This is a genomic window from Ochrobactrum sp. Q0168, assembly GCF_016427605.1.
Classification (GTDB): domain Bacteria; phylum Pseudomonadota; class Alphaproteobacteria; order Rhizobiales; family Rhizobiaceae; genus Brucella.
This window is the reverse complement of sequence record NZ_JAELXQ010000013.1, coordinates 71,287-94,453: the sequence shown is the minus strand read 5'-3', so window position 1 is coordinate 94,453 and position 23,167 is coordinate 71,287. Positions and strand designations below refer to the sequence as shown.

Below are 23,167 nucleotides of genomic sequence, written 5' to 3'. Positions count from 1 at the left end.
GGCCAGATATGGCGCGATCACCCGCGAAGACGAGCAAGATCGAAGAAAAGATCGAGGAAGCGTTGACCGATTCGACCACGGAAGACTTGCAGACGCAAGTTGAGCAGTTGAAAGAGGACATCGCAGCCATCGCGGCGACGCTTGCCAATCTCGGTAACCAGACCGTCCGCGACGCCAAACGCAGCGCGCAGGAAACCTATCAGAGCGCTTACGCACAAGGCGGCGATATCGTCGATGAATTGTGCGGAAAGGCGCAGGACTTGGAAGCACAATTGACGGCAACGGTACGCGAACGTCCGATCACGTCACTCGCGACCGCGCTCTGCATCGGCTATCTGCTCGCCCTTCTTTCCCGCCGCTGAGGCGTCCCATGCTTAAAGCCCTGGTCCCTATCCTGTCCGCTCTGGCTGGCGAAGAACTGAAGTTCACCGTCAGTCAAACGCGACGCGCGGCAATATACGGCGTGGCGATTGCCATTTTGGGTATCATCACGGTCACCTTTCTTTGTGTCGCTGCATTTCTAGCGCTGGCGCAGGCCTATGGCGGACCTCTGGCAGCGCTGATTCTTGCCGCAATTTCGCTGCTTCTGGCGCTAATCGTTCTCGCTGTGCTAAAAATTCAGGCAGCAGCGGAGGCGAAGAAGCGCAAGCAGCGGATCGAAGCCGATAAATCGGCGATGATGGCGACAGCCGCTCTGGCGACGATCCCATCAATCCTCAAGCGGCCGATACTGGCAGCGGCCCTGCCCTTGGCAGGCATTGCACTAGTCTCGCTGCTTTCAGACAAGAAGAAGCGACCGCCCAAAACCTGACAAAAAGCCCCTATAAAAATAAAAACACCGGGACCCCTTCCGGTGTTTTTTCATGGGTCATCCAGAACCGCTTCGTTTCACTGCGCAGCCGCGTCGGTGCTGTCGACCAGCGATGCAAGACGCACCGACACGCGCGTACCGGGGCGCCCCACCGCTTCACCATAGACCGGCTTTTCACCGAACTGCATGCAAAGCTGCTCGACCACCAGCGTGCCGAGACCGTTCTTGTCGCTGGGCTTTGCCCCTTCCACACCCCAGCCCACACCATCGTCTTCCACCGCCAGAACAGGCACGCCATCGGCATCCGCTTGAAAACTCACGGAAATCTGTCCGCCCGGTCGCCCCTTGAAGGCGTGTTTGATAGCGTTGGTGACCAATTCGCCGACGATGATGCCAATCGTGGTCACATCGCGGGCTTTCAAATCGAGCTGCGCGAAATCCGTAACGATCTCGATTTCGCGGTCCTGTCCGATGGCGTTGCGGATATCGTTGACAACCGTGGTCAGAAACTCGTCGACGCGCGCGGTTTCCATGTCTTCGCCCAACCGCAAACGCCGATGGGCCGTCGAAACCGTCTGTACCCGGTCGCGCGCTGCCGAAAGTGCCGCGCGCGCATCCTCGCTGCGCGCCTGCCGCATCTGCAATCCGAGCAGAGACGAAACCGTCGCCAGCGAATTGCCGATACGATGGTTGGTATCCTGCAACAGAAGCTCGACGCGATAACGCTCCCGCTCCGCGATCCGGCGCTCCTCCTCCAGTTCGGCTGTGCGCTCGCGCACCCGCTGTTCGAGGATCTCTTTTTCGGAGCGAAGGGCCGTCTGCCCCTCGAACATGGTGCGCGCATACCGTTGTATGCGGCTGAAAAGGAGCAGTCCAAGCACTACCGCCGAGGCCAAAGCCACGATGGAAGTGGCCGTCATCCAGTAGCGCATCCTGTTGATGCGCTCGTTGCGTTCAGCAAGCTGCTTTTCTTCCACATCGATGAAGTCCGACACGGTGGTGGAAAGCTGTTCCATCAGAGACTTGCCTTCGTCGCTGCGCACCCGCTCCATCGCAGCCGTGACATTGCCCGACGAGGCAAGCTCAACCGTTTCACGCACATCGGCTTCTTCCCGCTCGATCAGAGCGCGTATCTGCTTGACCCGCGCATCCTGCAACGGATTGGGGACCGAAAGGGCCTCCAGATCTTTCAATGTCTGATCGACGGACATGACCGAATTGCGGTAGAGATCGAGATGCGCCTCGTCGAGCGTCAGCAGATAACCACGGCGGCTCATTTCAATATTGTTGGCGAGCCGCGCAACCTTGTCGACCTGCTGACGCAAGGCATAATTGCGGGAAATGTCGACGATCTGGTGCGTAACGCTTGAGGATAGAAACAGCGTCATCACGGCAGAGAGCAGCACAAGTCCAAGCGAGACGATAACCGCAACCGGTTTCGGCGAAGACTGAAGCAGTTTCTGCAACAAGACTGATGGCAAAACGCGCCCCAATACAAATTGAATGACCCACTTCTGATAGCAAATATCAGTGGCCGCTAACCTTCAAGTGTCTGGTGCAAAAAACTGTCATTGCGAGCGAAAATAAACGCCGCGGGAGGGACGGCGGCGCAGCGCTCAAGCCAAAATGGCACACAAGCTGCTTCAGCCGGAAGCAAGCACCGCCGGATCAGGCACCCGGCGGCACAAAGCTTCAGGCAAAACTTCTCAAGGTCACGCGAGAGGAATCCGCATCCGGCCCGTAATCGCTTTCGCCCTCAATCTTGAGAATTTCCTGAAGACGCGTCCGGGCGCGGCTGACACGGCTTTTGATCGTACCGACGGCGCAGCCGCAAATTTCAGCGGCTTCTTCATAAGCAAAGCCTGACGCGCCGATCAGAATGATCGCTTCGCGCTGATCGTCGGGCAGTTGTTCCAAAGCCGCACGAAAATCCTGCAAATCAAGCGTGCCATACTGCGAAGGATGCACGGCAAGCTGTTCGCTGAATACGCCATCCGTATCCTGCACTTCACGTCCGCGCTTGCGCATCTGGGTATAGAATTCATTGCGCAGGATGGTGAAGAGCCAGGCCTTCATATTGGTGCCCATCTCGAAGGTTTCCTGCTTGGCCCAGGCCTTCATGATCGTATCCTGCACCAAGTCGTCTGCCTTGTCATGCTGACCGATGAGCGACACGGCAAAAGCACGCAAGCTTGGCAGCGACGCCAGCAGTTCTCGCCTGAACTGCGCGCCTTGCGGGCCCTCCTGCTGGGCATTTTCATCAACCGACGGAACGGGTGCTCTGTCCACGCATACTCTCCTGTTCAGCCTGATCGAGTTTATCGAGAAGATCGAGAAAACGGTCCGGGATCGTCTCATCTTGAATCGAGGCGTATAACGCCTTGAGCTTCAATCCGACTTCACAATTGGGTCCTAATATGTCCTTCGGGACGCGCCGCGAAGTTGCGACGCCATTCGTATGAAGGTTATCTTTATCTGTCATATTTTATCGTTCTAGGCGGTGAGCCCTGTCCTGTTTGTTACAAAGCTTCTGTTGGACGGGAAATGCGCCAGCCCTAAAAAAGTTCCCGGAATTATGCCGCCGGTTCGGAACTTTTTTCAAGCCGCATCGTTTTGGTCCGTAATGCCGCCCACTTGCGTGATGATCGCGTTTGGCCAAAAGCCGGTTCAATCCGGTTATTCCAACGGAGTTCATGCGAATGTAAAACAAAGCGGCAGATGAGGAGTTCCATTACCATGACGTTATCGACGCGTATCGCGCCGCATCTTCCCTATCTTCGTCGTTTCTCGCGTGCCCTTACCGGTTCCCAGACATCCGGCGATGCTTACGTGGCTGCCGTGCTCGAAGCTCTGATCGCAGATTTGAGCATTTTCCCGGATACATCGTCGGACCGCATCGGGGTCTATCGCCTGTTCTGCGACCTTTACAAGACCGCATCGATCCGGGTGCCCGAACAATCTTCGGAGATCGGCTGGGAACAGCGGGCAAACCGCAATCTTGCGCATATTGCGCCCCTCCCCCGCCAGGCCTTCCTGCTGGTTGCGGTTGAAGGCTTCACCGACAAGGAAGCCGCCGAGGTTCTCAATGTCGACGATGCCGAACTGGGGCGTCTCCTTTCCGCCGCATCGACGGAAATCTCGCGCCAGGTCGCAACCCGCCTGATGATCATCGAAGACGAACCGCTGATCGCCATGGATATCGAGCAGATGGTCGAAAGCCTCGGTCACGAGGTGGTCGGCATCGCCCGCACCAAGGACGAGGCGGTTGCGCTTTATGAAAAAGAAAAGCCGCGCATGGTTCTGGCCGATATCCAGCTTGCCGATGGCAGCTCCGGCATCGACGCCGTGAACGAAATCCTGAAAGACGACACCATTCCTGTCATCTTCATCACGGCCTTTCCGGAACGCCTGCTTACCGGCGAACGCCCCGAGCCGACATTCCTCGTGACCAAACCGTTCAATCCGGACATGGTGAAAGCCTTGATCAGTCAGGCATTGTTCTTTGAAGAGGCTTCTCAAGTCGCGGCCTGAATTCGGCCCGCTACAACCAAGTTCGGCGCTTATGATCGTCTCCGGGAGAGGGAAAAACCCTTTTCCCGGAGTGTCTTGCATATTCCGCCTTGCAACTCTTGGGCAAGCCCGAATTCAACCCTGAATACCCATTTTTACACGCTGGCAGGAACCGAATGCATAGCAAAGACGTTTATTCCTCATATACAATAGAGGAGATCGGATATGCTTTACTACGCGCTCGTATTTCTTGTCGTGGCTCTTGTCGCAGGTGCGCTGGGCTTTGGCGGCATTGCCGGTGCATCGGCGGGTATCGCCCAGATTTTGTTCTTCGTATTCCTCGCCTTGCTGGTCGTATCGCTGATCGCTTCGGCAATTCGCAAGGCCTGATAGATCGAAGAAAACCCCAGTTCAGAACTGGTCTGTTTTTGGCCGCAAACCGGCCTTACCGATATGACCAACAGAATACCGTCGCGCGAGATCGCGCGGCGGTTTGTTTTCTGAAGAAAAAGCGGATTTGCCATCGCGACCTTCAGCCAGTGCACGCCATCCGGCCCGATAGACAGTCATCGAGACTATAATGAGCGCATCAAACCTGCCATTACGCGAAGCCGAACCGGATGCAGCCCGTCTACGCGCGCTGCTTCGGGCGGTTCGTAATAGCAATGTCTGTGTGCTCTACCAGCGCCCGGATCTGATCTATGCCTGGGGCGAGAATCTCCCCTCCTATTGGCAGAGCTGGAAAGTCGGCGGCACCGACGAGGATTTTATTGTTTCCACATCGCTCCCCAAGCTGAAAGCAGCCAAGGAGACGGCGCTGGAAACCATGACGGCGCAAAATGTCGAACTTTCGATTATGGATGGCAACAAGCTCCACTGGGTCGAACTGCATATCGATTGCGACCGCGATGCCAGCGGCAATCTGCTTGGGCTGGTGACCACCGTACTTGAAATCAGCGAGCTGAAACGCCGCGAGCAAGTGCTGAAAACGCTTTTGCGCGAAGTCAGCCACCGTTCCAAGAACATGCTGGCCATCGTCCAGAGCATCGCCAGTCAAACAGCGCGTTTCACAGATACGATTGACGATTTTCTGCTGAAATTTCGCGGGCGCATCCAATCGCTGTCCTATTCGCAGGATCTGGTGACCGATTCCAATTGGCGCGGCGCGCTTTTCCGCGACCTTGTCCACTCGCAGGTGGAAAAATATATTGATGTCACCGATGAGCGCCTCAGTCTCGTAGGAGACAATCCCTATCTGTTCCCCGGTGCCGCTTTGCACGTGGGTCTGGCGCTTCACGAACTGGTGGTCAATGCCACATCGTTTGGGGGCCTTTCGATCCCCTATGGCCGTGTGGCGATTTCGGCGAAGGTCATACGCGCCACCGACAACGAAGACGAGAAGCTGGTTTTCCGCTGGGAAGAAACCAATCCGGCCATGCCGGAGGTCTACCAGCATGATCCTCGCTTCGGCAGCGCTGTCCTTCAGCGTATTGTTCCCGCCTCAGTCAATGGTCAGGCGGAATACCGCATCGACGGTACGGGCGCTGTTTATTCGCTTACGATACCGGCCGAACAGTTCGATTCCTGAGCTTCCGATCCAAAGTTGCCATGCTGGCATGCCGCTTTTTCATCCGGCCACGTAACACGGGCCATAAATAAAAGCCGTCATGGACGAACCATGACGGCTTATTAAAAAGAGCGAAACGCCTGCCTGCAAAACGGTTGACCGTCTGCGCGGCGTTCACGCCGTCCACCCTTTTTGGGGGAGTTGGGGCGAACTATGAAGACCGTGTTGGGGGGCGGGGTCACGGGCTTCATGCATCAAAAACGCGGCTGGCGGAATTTGGTTCCGTCAGGATTTGATTTTTTTACAATAAAGTTCGAGTCGATGATGAACGATCTCGTAACCGAGCGACCGGGCAATTTCTTCCTGTAGTTTTTCAATCTTGTCCGAGCGAAATTCGACGACCTCCCCGGAATCCATATCGATGATATGGTCGTGATGCGCGCCGCTCGCCTGTTCGAAACGCGAGGGTCCACCCGCAAAGGCATGACGATGGATCGCGCCGCGCTCTTCCAGAAGTTTCATGGTGCGATAAACGGTCGACAACGAAATGCTGCTGTCGATCTCAACCGCTCTGCGAAAAATCTCCAGCGCATCCGGATGGTCTTCCGTTTCGGTCAATATGTTCAGGATGATCCGGCGCGGGCGCGTGATGCGCACACCGGCCTGCCGGAGTTCCTGTTCGTAATCGGGTTTTCTGTAACGTTCGCTCATGCGTCGATTATGCACCCTCACGCCGCCAGTTGCAAATTTTCGCAACTGGGATCGCCCTGATGTCCCCAACGATCTTATAGCTATGCCAGAGGTATCGTACTGTAATATTACCACCATCTTTTAGCGATGAATGTCTTGTTCTTGTTTATCTCTATCGTCGAGAATATTTTTGAGAATCACTGGAGTTATAAAGAAATTATTGGAGGATTATCACATGAAAAATATAGTTACTTTATCTGTATGTGCGACATTTCTGATTGGAATTGCAGTATCAGGGGCAGCCGCGGATGTAAAAGAGGGGTGTTTCTGTATACCCGGCACCAACAAATGTCTGGTTATTCATGGCGGCGAGAGTGCTCAATCCAAAGGCGCTACGTACGTAGATAGATCGGAATGCGAAAAATAATCAAAACTAGCCGCGTCTCTTATGAGCTCGACCCCGCTTTCGGCGGGGTTTTTATTCTGCTTGGAGGCGGTTCACGCCAACTCTCCGCTTTTTTCCTCCTGTACGAACGACCAACTGATCACCTTGCCTAAGTTCAACTTTAATATGGATGACGGTTCAGGGGCATATGGGTGTTTGGGAGGGCTTCCATGTACTGGTTCAACGTTGGGCTGACGGCATTTTTTGTAACGGTGATTGTACCGGCTGTCATATTGCTGGTTGTCGAAGAACTGCGCGGAAAAGGATGACGCGGTTTGCTACCTATTGAATAAAGGTGCTGGAAACCGATGGTACGCCCAAGGGGAATCGAACCCCTGTTTGCGCCGTGAGAGGGCGCCGTCCTAACCGCTAGACGATGGGCGCATAGGGTCTGTTGTTGGCTGATATAATCGCCCTTACAGAAAAGCGCAATCCGGGAATATAAAAAGGCGGCCATTGGCCGCCTGTTTATGTATGCAACGCAACCCGATCTTACTCGACGCTGCCGAGCTTGATGCGGCCGATCACGCGAGATTCGCGATAATCATAAATGATGAGTTCGGTGCCGCCGTCGGGCAGCAGCGTTTCCAGCGAAAGCTGATCGCCGGAGAGGCTCTGCGACAGAAGACGCGTGCCTGGAACGAGGTTGATCTGTGATTCGATCAGCTTCGGCGGCTCGGGCTTCACAGGCTGGGCGGGCGCTTGACCCGGAATATCCGAGCGGGCTTCCTGCGCGGCAGGGGTTTCGGGCGCGCGATTGATCTTGTAGACAACAGCGACCAGCACGGCCATAAGACCGATCAGCATGACGCCGATGGAAACAGCCAGAAGCCGGATCATCTTGCGGCGCACACGTTCCATAGCTGGATCAAGCACTGGCTCGGACGGTTGTTCGTCCTGATAATAGCCCTGCTGATAGTCCTGATAGCCTGAATCCTGCTGATTCTGGTATCGCGGATAGTGTGGATCCTGCATTAAATGACTCCGGTTCATGCACCCGTGTGGCGCGTGATAACGAAGGGAAGAGACAATTGAAAGAACTAATTGCCGACACCGATGCTGCGGGCAAAAGATTGGACCAGTGGCTGGCCGCAGCATTAGGGCCGGAACTCTCCCGCAGTCGCGTTCAGTCCCTGATTGCCGACGGTCATGTGACCATCGACGGTGAACCTGCTCGTGAAACCAAGCAGAAGCTGCGCGAGGGCATGAAGATCGCCATCGTGCTGCCCGAGCCTGAACCTGCCGAACCGCAAGGCGAGAACATTCCCCTCGATATTCTATACGAGGACGATGATCTCATCGTGATCAACAAGCCTGCTGGCCTTGTCGTTCACCCTGGCAACGGCAACTGGACGGGAACGCTTGTCAATGCCCTTATATATCATTGTGGCGATAGCTTGTCCGGCATCGGCGGAATCCGCCGTCCGGGCATTGTTCATCGTCTCGACAAGGATACGAGTGGCGTCATGGTCGTGGCCAAGAACGACCGGTCTCACCGGCATTTGAGCGAACAATTTGCAGACCATGGCCGCACCGGCGATCTGGAGCGCGCTTATCTCGCTCTCGTCTGGGGCATGACCGAACGCCCGCAGGGCGTCATCGACGCGCATCTGGGTCGCTCGCATCGCGACCGCACAAAGCAGGCCGTGGTGAGTGAGGAGCGCGAGGACGCGCGCCACGCCGTTACCCATTATGCGACGGTGGAAAAATTCGGCCCCCGTGAGGATGCCACGGCACTGGCTTCTCTAGTGGAGTGCCGCCTGGAAACCGGCCGCACGCATCAGATTCGTGTGCATATGGCCCATATCGGCCACCCGCTGGTTGGCGACATGGATTATGGCAGCGCCTATAAAACCAAGGCCAACAAGCTGCCGGAACCGCTGAAAGAAGCCGTGCGGGGCTTTCACAGGCAGGCGCTTCACGCCTGGCTTCTCGCCTTCACACATCCCGCAACCGATGAGTTGATGCGATTTGAAGCGCCAGTGCCGCAAGATATGGAGCACCTACTGGAAAATTTCCGCGCGCACTCCATATAATACTGACAGATCTTCCGGTTCTTCCTCACATCGCAATGCATGTAAAACTTGCCTTGAAGCGAAGAGAAAAAGCGGACCAGTGCCAGTCCGGGTGCAGTTGATGACAAAACTGCGCCTGGATGCTCAGAAACCGTAAATTCCAGCGCGCTTTACAAAATACTTCTGCAACTTTTCACGCAGACGGATGTTCACATTACAGTGACAGTTTGTTTCATGAGTTAAAGGATCGTGTTTTCGCCAAAATCATGCCTATATATGGAGGCTCGCGCTCAGGACGTGCAGGAGGCAGCCAGCGCGACAGGTTCGCCAATCGGGAGCCTGACATTATAAAGGAGGGTGCTCTATGGCCCAGATGAATCTTCCCAGCATTACGTCCGGTGACGGTGGCCTTACCCGTTACCTGGAAGAAATCCGCCGTTTTCCCATGCTTGAGCCGCAGGAAGAATATATGCTGGCCAAGCGTTATCATGAACATGCCGACCCGAAAGCCGCCCACAAGCTGGTGACGAGCCATCTGCGTCTCGTGGCCAAGATCGCCATGGGCTATCGCGGCTATGGCCTGCCCATCGGCGAGGTCATTTCCGAGGGCAATGTCGGCCTGATGCAGGCCGTCAAGCGTTTCGAGCCGGAACGCGGCTTCCGTCTTGCCACCTACGCCATGTGGTGGATCAAGGCTTCGATTCAGGAATACATCCTGCGCTCGTGGAGCCTTGTGAAGATGGGCACGACTGCCAACCAGAAGCGCCTGTTCTTCAATCTGCGCAAGATGAAGAGCAAGATTCAGGCGCTCGACGATGGCGATCTCAAGCCGGATCAGGTCAAGCAGATCGCAACCAAGCTGAATGTCAGCGAAGACGAAGTGGTCTCAATGAACCGCCGTCTGTCGGGTGACGCCTCGCTCAATGCGCCGCTGCGTGCAAGCGAAGGTGAATCCGGCGAATGGCAGGACTGGCTGGTCGATGACAGCAACAGCCAGGAACAGGTTCTGATCGAACAGGACGAGCTGGAAAACCGCCGCTCGATGCTCGAACAGGCGATGGACACGCTGAATGATCGCGAACGCCGTATCTTCGAAGCCCGCCGCCTTTCCGACGATCCGATGACGCTGGAAGACCTGTCCAGCGAGTTCGGCATCAGCCGCGAACGCGTCCGCCAGATCGAAGTGCGCGCCTTTGAAAAGGTGCAGGCTGCGGTCAAGGCTGCTGCATTCAAGCAGCAAAAGGCGCTGAACCATATCGAAGAGGCTCACGCTTAAAACTGATATAATCAGCATGGAATTTTACTGCCGCAAAACGGGAGACCGTTTTGCGGCGGATTCGTTTCTGCAAGCTACGCCCCCGCCTCCCCGGTTGTGAGCGCAAAACCCTCATCGATCCAGCCGGTGATCCCGCCAGCCATGAGCTTGACCGGCCTGCCGAGATCGGCGAGCCGCAGGGCACCACGCGCCGCGCCATTGCAATGCGGCCCCGCGCAATAGGTGACAAACACCGTTTCTTGCGGCCATTGCGCCATTTTCGAGCCGATGATCTTGCCATGCGGCAGGTTGATGGCACCCTGAATATGCCCTTTTGCAAACTGGGCCGGGCTGCGCACATCGAGAAGCACGAAATCCGCGCCCTTCGAAAGCGCATCATGCACATCCCAACAATCCGTCTCGAAGGCGAACTGCGCTGCAAAATGGTCGCGCGCCAAGGCGCTTGGTGCTGCTTCAATGGCGGTCACGGCAGATTTGGCCGAGGTCTTCAACGCAATGGTCATGGCGATCTCCTGTTGTGTGCGCCATTCTTTTCGCTCGAACAACGGCCCGCTTGCAATTGGCGCGATTGACAATATACGTAAAGATCATGACAAACCCGAAGCCACAACTCTCTGGCCCGCTGGTCGTCGCCCTTCTCTACGACGGTCTCTGCACATTTGAATTCGGCATCGTCGCGGAAATCTTCGGCCTGCCGCGCCCGGAAATGGGGCCAGACTGGTATCGCTTTGCCAGCTGTCCGATAGAGGCTGGCCCCTTGCGCGCGCATGGCGGTTTCGTCATTACCCCCGACCATGGGCCGGAACTGATCGATGAGGCCGATATCATCCTCGTGCCGGGCTGGAAAGGCGCGGATATTCCTGTACCGGAGGCGATTTGCGAAAGGCTGCGACGCGCGCATCAACGTGGCGCGCGGCTCGCTTCGATCTGTTCCGGCGCATTCGTGCTGGCGGCAACGGGCCTGCTCGACGGCGGTGAGGCCACGACCCACTGGCGCTATGCGCCAGCTCTGCGCGACAGGCACCCGGATATCGCGGTCGATGATGCATCGCTCTATCGCGAACACAACCGCATTTTGACCTCTGCGGGAAGCGCTGCGGGAATAGATCTGCTGATCGAAATCGTGCGGCAAGATTTTGGCCCCTTGGCTGCCAATTCCGTTGCGCGTCGCCTGGTCATGCCAGCGCACCGCACCGGCGGACAGGCGCAGTTTCTTGAAAGGCCCGTCGCCAAACGCGAAGGCACCGAAATCAGCCCCCTCCTCGACCAGATCAGGAGCAATCTCGCCTCGGAATGGACCATCGAACGGATGGCCAGCGAATGCCGTATGAGCGCCCGCACTTTTCTGCGGCGCTTTGCGGAAGCGACCGCGACAACGCCCGGCGACTGGCTGATTGCCGAACGGGTGACGACAGCCAAACAACTGCTATGCCAGACCCCCAACAGTATCGACGATATCGCCGCTTCCGTAGGCTTCGGCAGCGCCTACACGCTGCGTCACCATTTCCGACGGAAGATCGGCATTAGCCCTGCGGAATATCGCAGACGCTTCCTCGCGGAACCGTCATCCAACCGCAATAAAAGCTTCAAATAACTGTAATGGTAGACCTTTAGGCACAAAGCGTGTTTCACCGATGCCTGAAGGACATCCCATGAAAAAGCTCCTGCTTGCCGCAGCCCTCGCCTTGACCGCTGCCACCGCCGCATCTGCTTCCGACTATGTTTCCTTTCTCGATTATCCGCAGAAGGAACAGGATGGGAAGGAATTCTATACGGCTATCGAAATCCCGCAGGGCAGCTTCACCAAATACGAAATCGATGACAAGACCGGTCACATCGTCGTTGACCGCTATCAGTCGATGCCGGTCATCTACCCGGCCAATTACGGTTCGATCACCAGCACGCTGGCAGGCGACGGCGACCCGCTCGATGCGCTTGTCTACACGCGCGAGCCAATCGTACCGGGCGCGATCATCAAGGTTCGTCCGATTGGCGTGTTGAAGATGATCGACGGCGGGGAAAAGGACGACAAGATCGTGGCCGTTCCGACCTCCAAGATTGATCCGACCTATGACAATATCAAGGAAATCAGCGACCTGCCCAAGATCGAGCAGCAGCGTCTGGAAGCCTTCTTCCGCGTTTACAAGCAGCTGCCGGAAGGCCGCAAGCTTGTGGAACTCGGTGGCTTCGACACGGCTGAGGCCGCGCAAAATGAAGTGGCCGGAGCCATCAAGGCTTTCACGGAAAAGAACAAGAAATAACGCCGAAACTCTTCAAACAAAAAGGCCGCTCAGCGCGGCCTTTTTCATTCCAATACTCGCGTTTTAATTGGCGCCCAGAACGTCGGTGAAGGCTTTTTCGCCCGGCACACCTTTTTCAAGGCTGATCAGCGCACGGCGACCATTGCGATAGGATACCGGAATATCGATCCATTGCAGACGGCGCATCAGCGACAGGTTGGTGTCCTGCGCGGTGCGGGCATCGTTGAGCCAGATGATGAAGAAATTATCTGCGATCTTGGACGGAACCGCGATCAGCGGGTTGCCCGCCGCCTGTTCCGTATCCTTGAAGGTGATGCGTTGAACATTGTCGATTGCGCCGCCGGAGAAGCCATCCGGAACGGTGAACACCATCTCGATCAGATGGCTGGCCGGAATAGACTGATCCGTATTCTTGCGGATCGTCATCTTCAGCTGAACATTGCTCGTCGGCATCGTCACCGTACCGCGCACCGCGGGTTCTTCCGGCTGTCCGTCACCGGGGCTTTCCTGAATGACCGACCAGACGACGTTGCCCTTTTCCACAGAACCGGACTCGGTGCTGCCGCGCTCTTCATAAAGCAGCGCCTGCTGGCCGACTGCTACGGTCTGCTGCGAAGCTGGCGTCTGCTCGCCCGGTGTTGCCTGCGAACCAGCGGGAGAAGCGGACGGCGTGGATGCTGCCGTGGACTTGCCTTCGCCAAGACCCGGCGCGCCGCCAGCCGGACCTTCATCGGTCTCGCTGCCATCCGGCAGCAAACGCTGGGTAAGCTTCTGTTCGCCTGCCGGTTGTTGCGGCTGCGGTTCAGGCGTCGGCGTGGTTTCGTTACCAGCCGTATTATTGTCGGCCGGGGGCGGTGTCGCAGAGCTGTCGCCGCCGCTGCCAGCAGGCGTGGACGGCGCATCATTGCGCCCGAGGCTCGATGCGAGTTCCTGGATCTTGTCCTTGTTGGCCCAGACGCCATAACCCGCACCGCCAAGCACAAGCAGAGCAACAAGACCGGCAATCAAGCCCTTATAGGAGCGCTTTTCGCGGACTGCACTGCGCTCGATATATTCGCTACGGCGTGCTTGCGCCTTTTCCTTGGCGCGGTCGATTTTCCAATCGCCGCTGCGTTCCGCGCTAAACGACGTATCTGCGTCCTGTTCCGACACATGGTCGTGACGCTCCGCAGCCGGTGCGGCAGAAAAGGCGGCATCGTCTTCCTCATCATGGTGCGCGCGCGTGGCGTTTACACCGTGATTCGCTTCCTGTAGAAAATCTTCGAGCGCATCATCGACGGGATCCGAGGCCGCGACGGCAGCGGGAGGCGCATAAAAGGCTTCAACTTCGGCAATCGCATCTTCAAGAATATTGCGCTGGCGTACCGCCACAGCCTGCGAGGCATTTGCCGTCACAAGCTTCTGTTCAATCGTCGCGCGCGCCTTCGCGTAAACGCGCTGGCGCAATTCAGGCGATTTGTCCGCCTGCGCATCAATTGTCTTTTTCAGTACAGCTACAAAATCCGCCATTCCGTCTTACCCGGTTTATCGCCCGTTCAGATACTACAAGCACTGGATGCAATTAAATGTCCCAATAATCACAATAATCAAGGGAAAGCAAAGTGTCTGGCAGTAATTAAGCGAAGCTTTTCAAAACGATGAGGCGAAATAGCGGCAGATTCGACAACGCTTCGGGCATTTTCTGGCCAATCTGAACCACCGGATGCCACTGCGACGCCTGAAAACTGAAAACCCGAAGCAGTTTATGCAAAACTGCTTCGGGTTGATCAATAGCGCGATCTAAAGCATGTCTCCCGAAAGTGGGAACCGGTTTCGGGATAAAGACATGCGTTAAAACAGATCAATCCTGGAACGGATCGGTGACGAGGATGGTGTCCTCGCGTTCCGGGCTGGTAGACAGCATGGCCACCGGAGCGCCGATCAGTTCTTCGATATGGCGCACATATTTGACAGCCTGCGCCGGAAGATCGTTCCAAGAACGGGCGCCTGCGGTCGTTTCCGACCAGCCCGGCAGCGTTTCATAGATCGGCTTGACGCGCGCCTGCGCGCCCATGGAGGACGGCAGATAATCGATACGCTTGCCGTCGAGTTCATAGGCAACGCAGATCTTGATTTCGTCCAGACCATCGAGAACATCGAGCTTGGTCAGCGCAATGCCGGTGATACCGGAAGTGCGAACCGTCTGGCGCACGATAACGGCGTCGAACCAGCCGCAGCGGCGCTTGCGGCCCGTCACCACGCCGAATTCATGACCCTTGGTGCCGAGAAATTCGCCGATTTCATCGTGCAGTTCCGTCGGGAACGGACCCTCGCCAACGCGGGTCGTGTAGGCCTTGGTGATGCCGAGCACATAGCCGATGGCTGTCGGGCCAAGACCCGAACCGGCAGCAGCCTGACCGGCCACGGTGTTGGAGGAGGTTACGAACGGATAGGTGCCATGGTCGTTGTCGAGCAGAGCACCCTGCGCACCTTCGAACAAGATGCGGTCGCCAGCCTTGCGGCGCTCATCGAGCACGCGCCAGACCTGATCGATATAGGGGAGGATTTCGTCGGCAACCGAGGTCAGTTCGTTAAGGATCGTCTCAACGGCGATTTCCTCAAGGCCCATGCCGCGGCGCAGCAGATTGTGGTGCGACAGCAGGCGCTCAACCTTGGGCTCCAGCGTTTCCGGCTCGGCCAGATCGATGACGCGGATGGCGCGACGACCGACCTTGTCTTCGTAGGCAGGGCCGATACCGCGCTTGGTGGTGCCAATCTTGAGGCCCGAATTGGAGCCTTCGCGCATGGCATCGAGATCGCGGTGGATCGACAGAATGAGCGGCGCGTTTTCGGCAATGCGCAGAACGTCGGGAGAAATCTCGATACCCTGTGCGCGCAGCTTCGCGACTTCAGAGACGAAATGATGCGGATCGACGACGACGCCGTTGCCGATGACGCTGAGCTTGCCGCGTACCAGACCGGACGGCAGCAGCGAAAGCTTGTAGCTGACGCCATCGATAACAAGCGTATGACCGGCATTATGACCGCCCTGATAGCGCACGATGACATCGGCGCGTTCGGACAGCCAGTCCACGATCTTACCCTTGCCCTCGTCGCCCCATTGCGACCCGACGACAACCACATTTGCCATTTAAGAAAACTCCTCGGTCGGCATGAAGCATTTCCAGCAAAAGTGTGAAGCGGTTTTGCGTTCGGAAATGCGTAAAACTAACTATTGGCCGTTGATAGCCCAAGGATCGCAAGCTTCCCCGAAAGGTTCACGGGGTGCTGATCCCTCGTCTCTATACAGACTGAATCCCGCTTGCGCGACTCTTTCGTGCAAAAAAATCACGATTTTTGCGAACACCGTGGACAGAAGAGGCGCTTAGCTCGCTTGAGATTCCGTTTATGGCGAGGCGAAAATGGTGGGATTTGAGACCCGGAGCGGAGCGTACTTTTGCGTACGTGAGCACCGGAAGCGAAAAATCACGCCATTTGCAGACCGCCAGAAGCGGAATATCTGCGAGCTAGCCCGCGCGAACCATATAGACAGCGTCATCAGAGTAGCTTTTCAGCTTTTCTTCGAGCGCTGGCAGATCGCGGGAGACAAAGCCCTTCTTTTCCCAGAAACCTTCGGAGTTATTCACAGCCACCAGCGACATGGTGAAGAAGCCGTCGGTTTCGGCCTGGGCGGCCATCAGTTCCAGCACGCGCGTGGCAGCGCCTGCGGAGCGGGCAGCGGGCAAAAGCGCAATATCGTGGATGTAATAGGTGCTGGTATCTTCCGGCAATTCGCCGAGAACGGAATTCAGCGCGGGCACCGTATCGAGTTTCCAGGGATGGCTGATGCCATAGCCCAGAATGTCGTTGTCACGGGCATAAACGAAACAACCCGCCGGGTAGAGCTTGAAGCGGTCCCTGAAGACCGCTTCATCCTCGAAAAAGTCGAGATGGACCACATTGGCTACCACAGTCACGCGCTCGATATCCTGCTCGTGCATGCGCCGCCATTCCGGCTGTGCCATCTCTTCAGTCATATTTTCAAACTTCTCCGACGTTGAACTCAAGCGGTGTTGCCGCCCTGATTGCCTCTTGAGCCATCAGTTCGTCAAGTGCCGCATGTGGAATCTGTTCATCCACATAGAGCATGGCAATGGCGTCGCCACCGGGATGATCACGGCCGAGCGAGAAATTTGCGATGTTGATATTGTGCTTGCCGCAGATTGTGCCGAGCAGGCCGATCATGCCCGGAACGTCCTTGTTGGTGACATAGAGCATGTGCGGACCAACCTCGGCATCGAGGTTGATTCCCTTGATCTGGATGAAGCGCGGCTTGCCATCCGAGAAGCAGGTTCCGGCAATGGAGCGCTCGCGTAGCGTCGTGCGGACGGTCAGCTTGATATAGCCGTCGAAAATACCGGACTTGTCGCGCTTCACTTCCGAAACGATGATGCCGCGTTCCTTCACCATGATCGGAGCCGAAACCATGTTGACGTCGGCCACCTGCGGGCGAATGAGCCCCGCCAGAGCAGCACTTAGAAGCGCGCGCGTGTTCATGCTGGACGTGGAACCGTCGAACAGCACTTCCACTTCCTCGATCGGCTCGTCCGTCACCTGACCGACAAAGGCGCCGAGAACTTCCGCAAGTTTTACGAACGGGCGTAGACGCGGCGCTTCTTCCGCCGTGATCGACGGCATGTTGATGGCGTTGGAAACCGCCCCCTTGGTCAGATAGTCCGACATTTGTTCGGCAACCTGAAGCGCGACATTTTCCTGCGCTTCCGAGGTCGAGGCACCCAGATGCGGCGTGCAGACGACATTCGGCAGGGAGAAAAGTTCGTTCTCCGTCGCAGGCTCGACTTCGTAGACGTCGATACCGGCACCGGCCACATGGCCTGATTTCAGCGCGGCAATGAGGTCCTTTTCAACGATCAAACCGCCGCGAGCGCAATTGACGATGCGAACGCCCGGCTTGGTCTTCGCAAGGCTTTCCGCATTGATGAGATTGCGGGTCTTGTCGGTGAGCGGCGTGTGCAGCGTGATGAAATCGGCGCGGGCAAGCAGCTCGTCCAGCTCAACTTTCTCCACACCCAGTTCCTGCGCGCGCGCTTCGGACAGGAACGGATCGAAAGCCACGACATGCATCTTGAGGCCGACGCCGCGCGTAGCCACAATCGAACCGATATTGCCGCAACCGACGACACCAAGCGTCTTGCCAGTGATTTCCACGCCCATGAAGCGGTTCTTTTCCCACTTGCCCGCGCGGGTGGACGCATCGGCCTCCGGCAGCTGGCGCGCCACGGCGAACATCAGCGCAATGGCGTGTTCCGCCGTGGTGATCGAATTGCCGAACGGCGTATTCATCACGATAATGCCGCGACGCGAAGCTGCGGGGATATCGACATTGTCCACGCCGATACCGGCGCGACCGACAACCTTGAGATTTTTTGCAGCGGCGATCAGCTTTTCCGTGACCTTGGTGGCCGACCGAATTGCCAGACCATCATACTGACCGATGACTTCGAGAAGCTTTTCCTTATCCTTGCCGAGATCGGGCAAGTAATCGACTTCAACACCGCGATCCTTGAAAATCTGGACGGCAGTGGGCGAAAGCTTATCGGATACGAGAACGCGAGGTGCCATTTGGGCCTCCTTTTGTTTTAAGCACATCTGTCCGAAAACCGTTTCCCACTTTTCGGGATGTGCTCAAACATGTCCTGACCAAGCATTTCAAACAATGAGCTTGCAGATAGGCACCGCATTGGGCTCTTTTCAGCTCATGGCGAAATGCTGCAAATATTTTGGGAATGCGAGCCGTGGCCTAACCGGGGGCCAGCCACGGCTTAAGCAGGAGCGTGCCTCAGGCAGCAGCCTTGAGCGCAGCTTTCTGCGTTTCAAAAGCCCAGTCGAGCCAATGGGTCAGCGCTTCCAGATCGGATGTTTCAACCGTCGCACCGGCCCAGATACGCAGGCCCGAAGGCGCATCGCGATAAGCGCCGATGTCATAGGCGACGCCTTCCTTTTCCAGCGCCGTGACGATGCCCTTGGCGAAAGCCGCCTGCGCTTCGGCCGAAAGTGCTGCCACTTCAGGATCGACAATGGTGAGGCACACGGAAGTGTTGGAACGATTTTCCGGCTTCGCGGCCAGATTGGCGATCCATGGCGTCCTGGCCACGAAAGCATCCAGAACAGCAAAATTGCTGTCGGCGCGTGCGACCAGACCATCAAGCCCGCCAATCGACTTTGCCCAGTTGAGCGCGTCGAGATAGTCTTCCACGCAGAGCATGGATGGCGTGTTGATGGTTTCACCAACAAAGATGCCTTCGATCAGCTTGCCGCCGGAAGTCAGGCGGAAAATCTTGGGCAGCGGCCATGCAGGCTTGTAGCTTTCCAGACGCTCGACCGCACGCGGGCTGAGGATCAGCATGCCATGCGCGCCCTCGCCGCCCAGAACCTTCTGCCAGGAGAAGGTGACGACATCGAGCTTCGCGAAATCGAGACGCTGCGCGAAAGCCGCAGAGGTGGCGTCGCAGAAGGTCAGGCCCTTGCGGTCCGCCGGGATGAAATCGGCGTTCGGAACGCGCGCGCCGGACGTGGTGCCGTTCCAGGTGAAGACGACATCGCGGTCGAAATCGACCTGGCTGAAATCGACAATCTCGCCGTAAGGCGCCACAAAAGTGCGCACATCTTCGAGCTTGAGCTGCTTGGTCACATCTGTCACCCAGCCCGAACCGAAGCTTTCCCACGCGACCATATCGACGCCACGCGCGCCGAGCATGGACCACAGCGCCATTTCCACAGCGCCGGTATCGGATGCCGGAACGATGCCGATACGGTAATCGGCAGGCACCTGCAGGATTTCGCGGGTAAGGTCGATGGCGTCCTTCAGCTTGGTCTTGCCGATTTTCGCGCGATGCGAACGGCCAAGAGCGGCATCGGCCAGCGCATCGAGCGACCAGCCGGGACGTTTTGCACAGGGACCGGATGAAAAATTAGGGTTAGCCGGGCGAACTACCGGCTTCGCAATCGTCGTCATGTTGTTTCTATCCTCTCAGATAGCACGCGTCTCGGTGGGGAGACGTGGCCCACTGATGGGAATAGCGGAAAGCGCTGTTTCCTGCAACAACCTTTACCAGGTGGTGAAACGAATACCGGCGCGCAGCTGATGCGACTTGATATCCTTGTCGCTGATCGTGATGCCGTTGCCGCTGACCACATCGCCGCTGCTGATGACGCCGTAACGATAGCCGAGATCGAGCTTGATGTTGGAAGCAACGTCGATGCCGACACCCGCCATCAGCGCCCAGGCAAAGCGATAATCGTCGTCGGACTTGAAGTCGCCAGCGCCCGTATCGAAGCTGTAACGCACATTGGCAAAGCCGAGACCGCCGCCGAGATAAGGCGTGAAGCCTGAGAAATTGCCAAGGTCCACATAGGCATTGGCCATCATGTCCCAGATACGGGCTTCTGCGGGGAAGTCTTCCAGATCCTGCTTGGAATAGCCGCCGGTCACATCGGCGCGCAGATAATCGGTGAACTGATAACCGATACCGATCGAAGGCACGAAATTCTTATCCAGATCGAAGCTTTCGGAAACGCTGTTGCCGAACTGGTCCCGGGCCGTCAATCCCGTTTTTGAAGAGATGTTATAACCAAGATCGCCGCGCAGATACCAGCCGGAACCCACTTCCACGGGCTGCGCTTCGACGACAGGTTCATATCCAACAGCATCGAGATCAGCCGCCGAGGCAACGGATACAAGGCTGAAACCCGCCAGAGCAACAGACGACAGGTTGAGAGCACGCCACTTCGCAAACATGATGAGATCCCCGCTCATAAGAATAGTCTCAATTATGAACGCCTATGGTTAATGCCTGATAAAAATCGGGAGATATTTAAGAAATGCCGCAAAGAAAAAGGCCCGGAAAACCGGGCCTTTGACGATCAGATATCGGGGTCGCGTTACTTGTAGACCGGGCCGTCCACAATGGTCGAAACCTGCTGCGGTGCATAAGGCGCATTCGATCCACCGAACATGTAGCGCAGGCCGACGCGCACGTCATGAACGTCCATGCCATTATCGTAACCGTCACCGAGATATTGACCGCCCTCGAACATCTTGCCGCCATTGATGTGGCGATAGCGATAACCCGCATCGAGCTTGAGGTTCTGCGTCAGATCGACAGATGCACCGGCCATGAGAGCATAGGTGAAGCGCCAGTTGGCTGCCCCCTCTACGGAACCGCCGTAGCGCGCATCTTCGATATCGTTCCAGCGCACGCGCGTTCCACCAATACCGGCGCCCACATAAGGCGTGAAGCCAGCAAAGTTGCCGAGATCGACATAGGCATTGGCCAGGATGGACAGCGCCGAGAAATGGCTGCGTTCGTCGGATGCACAGTTCAAATCGCCGTTGCAGGCTTCACCGTAGGTATTGCCCTCGAACTTCGCACGGGTCATGTAATCGACCGTCAGATCGGTACGAAAGTAATCCGTCAGCTGATAGCCGACGCCGCCGCCGATCAGGAAGGAACCTTTCAGATCGCCGTAAAGTGTGTTGCTGCCGAATGTCGACGGGCCGCAATCGCAATTATCGATGGTCGCATAATCCGCATCCTTGAATTTCGGCTTCGAATAGCCGAGATCGCCACGCAGATACCAGCCGCCGACCGCAGGCGGCGCTACAACCACTTCGGGAACCACTGGCGGTTCAATCAGATCCGCCGCCAATGCGCCCGTGGCCATAATGGCGACAGACGCAGCCAAGCCGCCAAAAAAAGTTTTAACAAGACCGTTCATCGTCTGCCCCATAGAAATATCATAACGCCGGAGCGTTATCCTCGCTTTCAATAGGGACCATAGATTTCAAAAGTTAATTACAACTTAACCTTGTTTTTTAACGATACTTTTTAATAAATCTTAGAAGTGGCTAAAATAAAAACGGCGCATCAGAGACGCGCCGTTTCAATAAATCAAAGTGTTGTCTCTCAGGCTGCGTTGCCCACCGACGAGATGACGTCCACGATATCGTTGACTACTTTTTCAACCAGAACGCGATCATCGCCTTCGGCCATCACGCGGATGAGTGGCTCGGTTCCCGATGGGCGGATCACCAGGCGACCCTGCACGCCGAGACGTGCCCGCGCTTCATCGATGGCGCTCTTGACGTTCTTGTTTTCGAGCGGCTTTCCGCCCGTGGTGCGCACATTCTTGAGCAATTGCGGCACCGGCTCGAACTTGCGGCAGATGTCGCTAAGCGGCTTTTGCGCTTCCTGCATGACAGCCAGAATCTGCAAGGCGGAGATCAGGCCGTCGCCGGTCGTCGCGAAATCCGACAGAACGATGTGGCCGGATTGTTCGCCGCCCACATTGAAACCGTGTTCGCGCATATGCTCGACGACATAGCGGTCGCCAACCTTGGTGCGGGCCAGCGTCAGGTTGTGATCGCTGAGGAAGCGCTCCAGTCCGAGATTGGACATGATGGTCGCGACAATGCCGCCACCCGTCAGGCGATCCGTATTCGCCCATGATTCGGCAATCACCGCCATCAGCTGATCGCCGTCAATCACCGATCCGGTTTCATCGACCAGCAGCACGCGATCCGCGTCGCCATCGAGCGCGATACCGACATCGGCACGCAGTTCCTGCACCTTCTTCATCAGGCCAATCGGATGCGTCGAACCGCAATCCTCATTGATGTTGATGCCGTTCGGCTCGTTGTTGATGGTGATGACTTCGGCACCGAGTTCCCAAAGTGCTGCCGGAGCAACCTTGTAACCAGCACCGTTGGCGCAATCGATCACCACACGCAGGCCGTTGAGCGCAATGTTACGCGGCATGGTGCGCTTGGCAAATTCGATATAGCGATAAATATCGCCGTCGACGCGCTTGGCCTTGCCAATGGCGCCATGGCTTGCCAGCAGCGACGACAGATCGCCCTCGATCAGCTTCTCAATCTGAATTTCAATCTCATCCGATAGCTTGAAACCATCGGGACCGAACAGCTTAATCCCGTTGTCGTAGTAAGGATTGTGCGAGGCGGAGATCATCACGCCGATGTCGGCGCGCAGCGAGCGGCAGAGCATGGCGACAGCCGGTGTCGGAATCGGCCCGAGCAGGAAGACGTCCATGCCCGCCGCTGTAAAACCGGCGACCAGTGCGTTTTCCAGCATATAGCCCGAACGGCGCGTATCCTTGCCGATCACCACCCGCGAAACCTGACCCGAACGGCGGAAAATATGACCCACCGCCATGCCAACTTTCATGGCGATATCCGGCGTCATGGGGAAACTATTCGCCTGTCCGCGAATGCCATCCGTTCCGAAGTATTTCCGTGTCATATATTTAGCCTTGCGTTGAGCCACGTCGCTGTCCCGGTGCCGTCGATATATGCCGCTCATTTCAACCAGAGCGCAATAGTCGCGCAGGCCCGCAACTTTGACAGCGAATTTCGAGTGTTAATATCCTAAAATGCCTGTTCTATGCAATTTCGTCTTTGGCAGGGTCCAAAGCGATCCCGGCTTCTAAAGTCGTATCCTTCAAAAGATCATGCGCCGAAATCGTTAACCGAGCCTTTGCAAGCCGTGGGCGAGATATAATCAAAAAGAAAGCCG

23 protein-coding genes and 1 tRNA gene are annotated in these 23,167 nt (G+C 56.7%); 9 read left to right on the top strand and 15 right to left on the bottom strand.

The annotated features are described in order from the left end of the window. Nucleotides 1-8 precede the first annotated feature (8 nt). Nucleotides 9-362 carry a DUF883 family protein gene (locus JAU75_RS18565; protein ID WP_199057942.1) on the top strand — a complete coding sequence of 118 codons (354 nt, stop codon included), beginning with the start codon at nt 9-11 and terminating at the stop codon, nt 360-362. Between the two features lie 8 nt (nt 363-370). Then, nucleotides 371-811, top strand: coding sequence for a phage holin family protein (locus JAU75_RS18560; RefSeq protein ID WP_199057941.1), 441 nt, complete (start codon nt 371-373; stop codon nt 809-811). A gap of 77 nt (nt 812-888) precedes the next feature. On the opposite strand, the gene JAU75_RS18555 is transcribed toward JAU75_RS18560, so the two are convergent. The 3 genes from JAU75_RS18555 to JAU75_RS18545 all read right to left on the bottom strand — a co-directional run bounded on the left by JAU75_RS18555 (nt 889) and on the right by JAU75_RS18545 (nt 3,293). Beyond that, nucleotides 889-2,292 carry a CHASE3 domain-containing protein gene (locus JAU75_RS18555; RefSeq protein WP_199057940.1) on the bottom strand — a complete coding sequence of 468 codons (1,404 nt, stop codon included), beginning with the start codon at nt 2,290-2,292 and terminating at the stop codon, nt 889-891. Between the two features lie 211 nt (nt 2,293-2,503). After that, on the bottom strand, nt 2,504-3,100 hold the full coding sequence (locus JAU75_RS18550; RefSeq protein ID WP_199057939.1) for an RNA polymerase sigma factor: 597 nt from the start codon (nt 3,098-3,100) through the stop codon (nt 2,504-2,506). After that, nucleotides 3,072-3,293, bottom strand: coding sequence for a NepR family anti-sigma factor (locus tag JAU75_RS18545; protein ID WP_199057938.1), 222 nt, complete (start codon nt 3,291-3,293; stop codon nt 3,072-3,074). The genes JAU75_RS18550 and JAU75_RS18545 overlap by 29 nt, the downstream gene beginning before the upstream one ends. Before the next feature lie 254 nt (nt 3,294-3,547). On the opposite strand from JAU75_RS18545, the gene JAU75_RS18540 reads away from it, so the two are divergent. From JAU75_RS18540 to JAU75_RS18530, 3 genes are all read left to right on the top strand, one after another. Next, on the top strand, nt 3,548-4,342 hold the full coding sequence (locus JAU75_RS18540) for a response regulator (RefSeq protein ID WP_199057937.1): 795 nt from the start codon (nt 3,548-3,550) through the stop codon (nt 4,340-4,342). Nucleotides 4,343-4,546: 204 nt separating this feature from the next. Beyond that, nucleotides 4,547-4,711, top strand: coding sequence for a DUF1328 domain-containing protein (locus JAU75_RS18535; protein ID WP_007876538.1), 165 nt, complete (start codon nt 4,547-4,549; stop codon nt 4,709-4,711). Between the two features lie 190 nt (nt 4,712-4,901). Continuing rightward, a complete protein-coding gene (locus JAU75_RS18530; RefSeq protein WP_199057936.1) occupies nt 4,902-5,909 on the top strand; it encodes a sensor histidine kinase in 1,008 nt (335 codons plus the stop codon). A gap of 264 nt (nt 5,910-6,173) precedes the next feature. Here the strand turns inward: JAU75_RS18530 and JAU75_RS18525 are convergent, their stop codons facing one another. The 3 genes from JAU75_RS18525 to JAU75_RS18515 form a co-directional block, all read right to left on the bottom strand. Next, the gene (locus JAU75_RS18525; protein ID WP_199057935.1) at nt 6,174-6,599 is read right to left on the bottom strand and encodes a Fur family transcriptional regulator; all 426 of its coding nucleotides are present in this window, start codon (nt 6,597-6,599) and stop codon (nt 6,174-6,176) included. 733 nt (nt 6,600-7,332) lie between these two features. Next, nucleotides 7,333-7,407, bottom strand: a tRNA-Glu gene (locus tag JAU75_RS18520). 108 nt (nt 7,408-7,515) lie between these two features. Next, nucleotides 7,516-7,998 carry a hypothetical protein gene (locus JAU75_RS18515; RefSeq protein WP_199057934.1) on the bottom strand — a complete coding sequence of 161 codons (483 nt, stop codon included), beginning with the start codon at nt 7,996-7,998 and terminating at the stop codon, nt 7,516-7,518. A 26-nt stretch (nt 7,999-8,024) separates the two neighbouring features. Between JAU75_RS18515 and JAU75_RS18510 the strand changes: the two genes are divergently transcribed. Then, nucleotides 8,025-9,059, top strand: coding sequence for an RluA family pseudouridine synthase (locus tag JAU75_RS18510; protein ID WP_371836205.1), 1,035 nt, complete (start codon nt 8,025-8,027; stop codon nt 9,057-9,059). 343 nt (nt 9,060-9,402) lie between these two features. Further along, the gene (rpoH, locus tag JAU75_RS18505; RefSeq protein ID WP_199057932.1) at nt 9,403-10,314 is read left to right on the top strand and encodes an RNA polymerase sigma factor RpoH; all 912 of its coding nucleotides are present in this window, start codon (nt 9,403-9,405) and stop codon (nt 10,312-10,314) included. Between the two features lie 74 nt (nt 10,315-10,388). On the opposite strand, the gene JAU75_RS18500 is transcribed toward rpoH, so the two are convergent. After that, entirely contained in the window at nt 10,389-10,817 is a 429-nt protein-coding gene (locus tag JAU75_RS18500; protein WP_199057931.1) for a rhodanese-like domain-containing protein, read from the bottom strand. Between the two features lie 86 nt (nt 10,818-10,903). On the opposite strand from JAU75_RS18500, the gene ftrA reads away from it, so the two are divergent. Next, a complete protein-coding gene (ftrA, locus tag JAU75_RS18495; protein ID WP_199057930.1) occupies nt 10,904-11,908 on the top strand; it encodes a transcriptional regulator FtrA in 1,005 nt (334 codons plus the stop codon). A 58-nt stretch (nt 11,909-11,966) separates the two neighbouring features. After that, nucleotides 11,967-12,575: an inorganic diphosphatase gene (locus JAU75_RS18490; RefSeq protein ID WP_199057929.1), complete on the top strand. Its 609-nt coding sequence runs from the start codon at nt 11,967-11,969 to the stop codon at nt 12,573-12,575. A 63-nt stretch (nt 12,576-12,638) separates the two neighbouring features. On the opposite strand, the gene JAU75_RS18485 is transcribed toward JAU75_RS18490, so the two are convergent. The 8 genes from JAU75_RS18485 to glmM form a co-directional block, all read right to left on the bottom strand. Then, nucleotides 12,639-14,084, bottom strand: coding sequence for a transcriptional regulator (locus JAU75_RS18485; protein WP_199057928.1), 1,446 nt, complete (start codon nt 14,082-14,084; stop codon nt 12,639-12,641). A 331-nt stretch (nt 14,085-14,415) separates the two neighbouring features. Beyond that, nucleotides 14,416-15,705 carry an adenylosuccinate synthase gene (locus tag JAU75_RS18480; protein ID WP_199057927.1) on the bottom strand — a complete coding sequence of 430 codons (1,290 nt, stop codon included), beginning with the start codon at nt 15,703-15,705 and terminating at the stop codon, nt 14,416-14,418. Nucleotides 15,706-16,081: 376 nt separating this feature from the next. Continuing rightward, nucleotides 16,082-16,591 carry a GNAT family N-acetyltransferase gene (locus JAU75_RS18475; RefSeq protein WP_121538552.1) on the bottom strand — a complete coding sequence of 170 codons (510 nt, stop codon included), beginning with the start codon at nt 16,589-16,591 and terminating at the stop codon, nt 16,082-16,084. Between the two features lie 4 nt (nt 16,592-16,595). Continuing rightward, nucleotides 16,596-18,197: a phosphoglycerate dehydrogenase gene (gene serA, locus JAU75_RS18470; protein WP_199057926.1), complete on the bottom strand. Its 1,602-nt coding sequence runs from the start codon at nt 18,195-18,197 to the stop codon at nt 16,596-16,598. A 217-nt stretch (nt 18,198-18,414) separates the two neighbouring features. Next, the gene (locus JAU75_RS18465) at nt 18,415-19,590 is read right to left on the bottom strand and encodes a phosphoserine transaminase (RefSeq protein WP_199057925.1); all 1,176 of its coding nucleotides are present in this window, start codon (nt 19,588-19,590) and stop codon (nt 18,415-18,417) included. A 93-nt stretch (nt 19,591-19,683) separates the two neighbouring features. After that, nucleotides 19,684-20,373 carry an outer membrane protein gene (locus JAU75_RS18460; protein ID WP_199057924.1) on the bottom strand — a complete coding sequence of 230 codons (690 nt, stop codon included), beginning with the start codon at nt 20,371-20,373 and terminating at the stop codon, nt 19,684-19,686. A 143-nt stretch (nt 20,374-20,516) separates the two neighbouring features. Then, nucleotides 20,517-21,353: an outer membrane protein gene (locus tag JAU75_RS18455; protein ID WP_199057923.1), complete on the bottom strand. Its 837-nt coding sequence runs from the start codon at nt 21,351-21,353 to the stop codon at nt 20,517-20,519. Between the two features lie 188 nt (nt 21,354-21,541). Next, nucleotides 21,542-22,894, bottom strand: coding sequence for a phosphoglucosamine mutase (gene glmM, locus JAU75_RS18450; protein WP_199057922.1), 1,353 nt, complete (start codon nt 22,892-22,894; stop codon nt 21,542-21,544). Between the last annotated feature and the right edge of the window lie 273 nt (nt 22,895-23,167).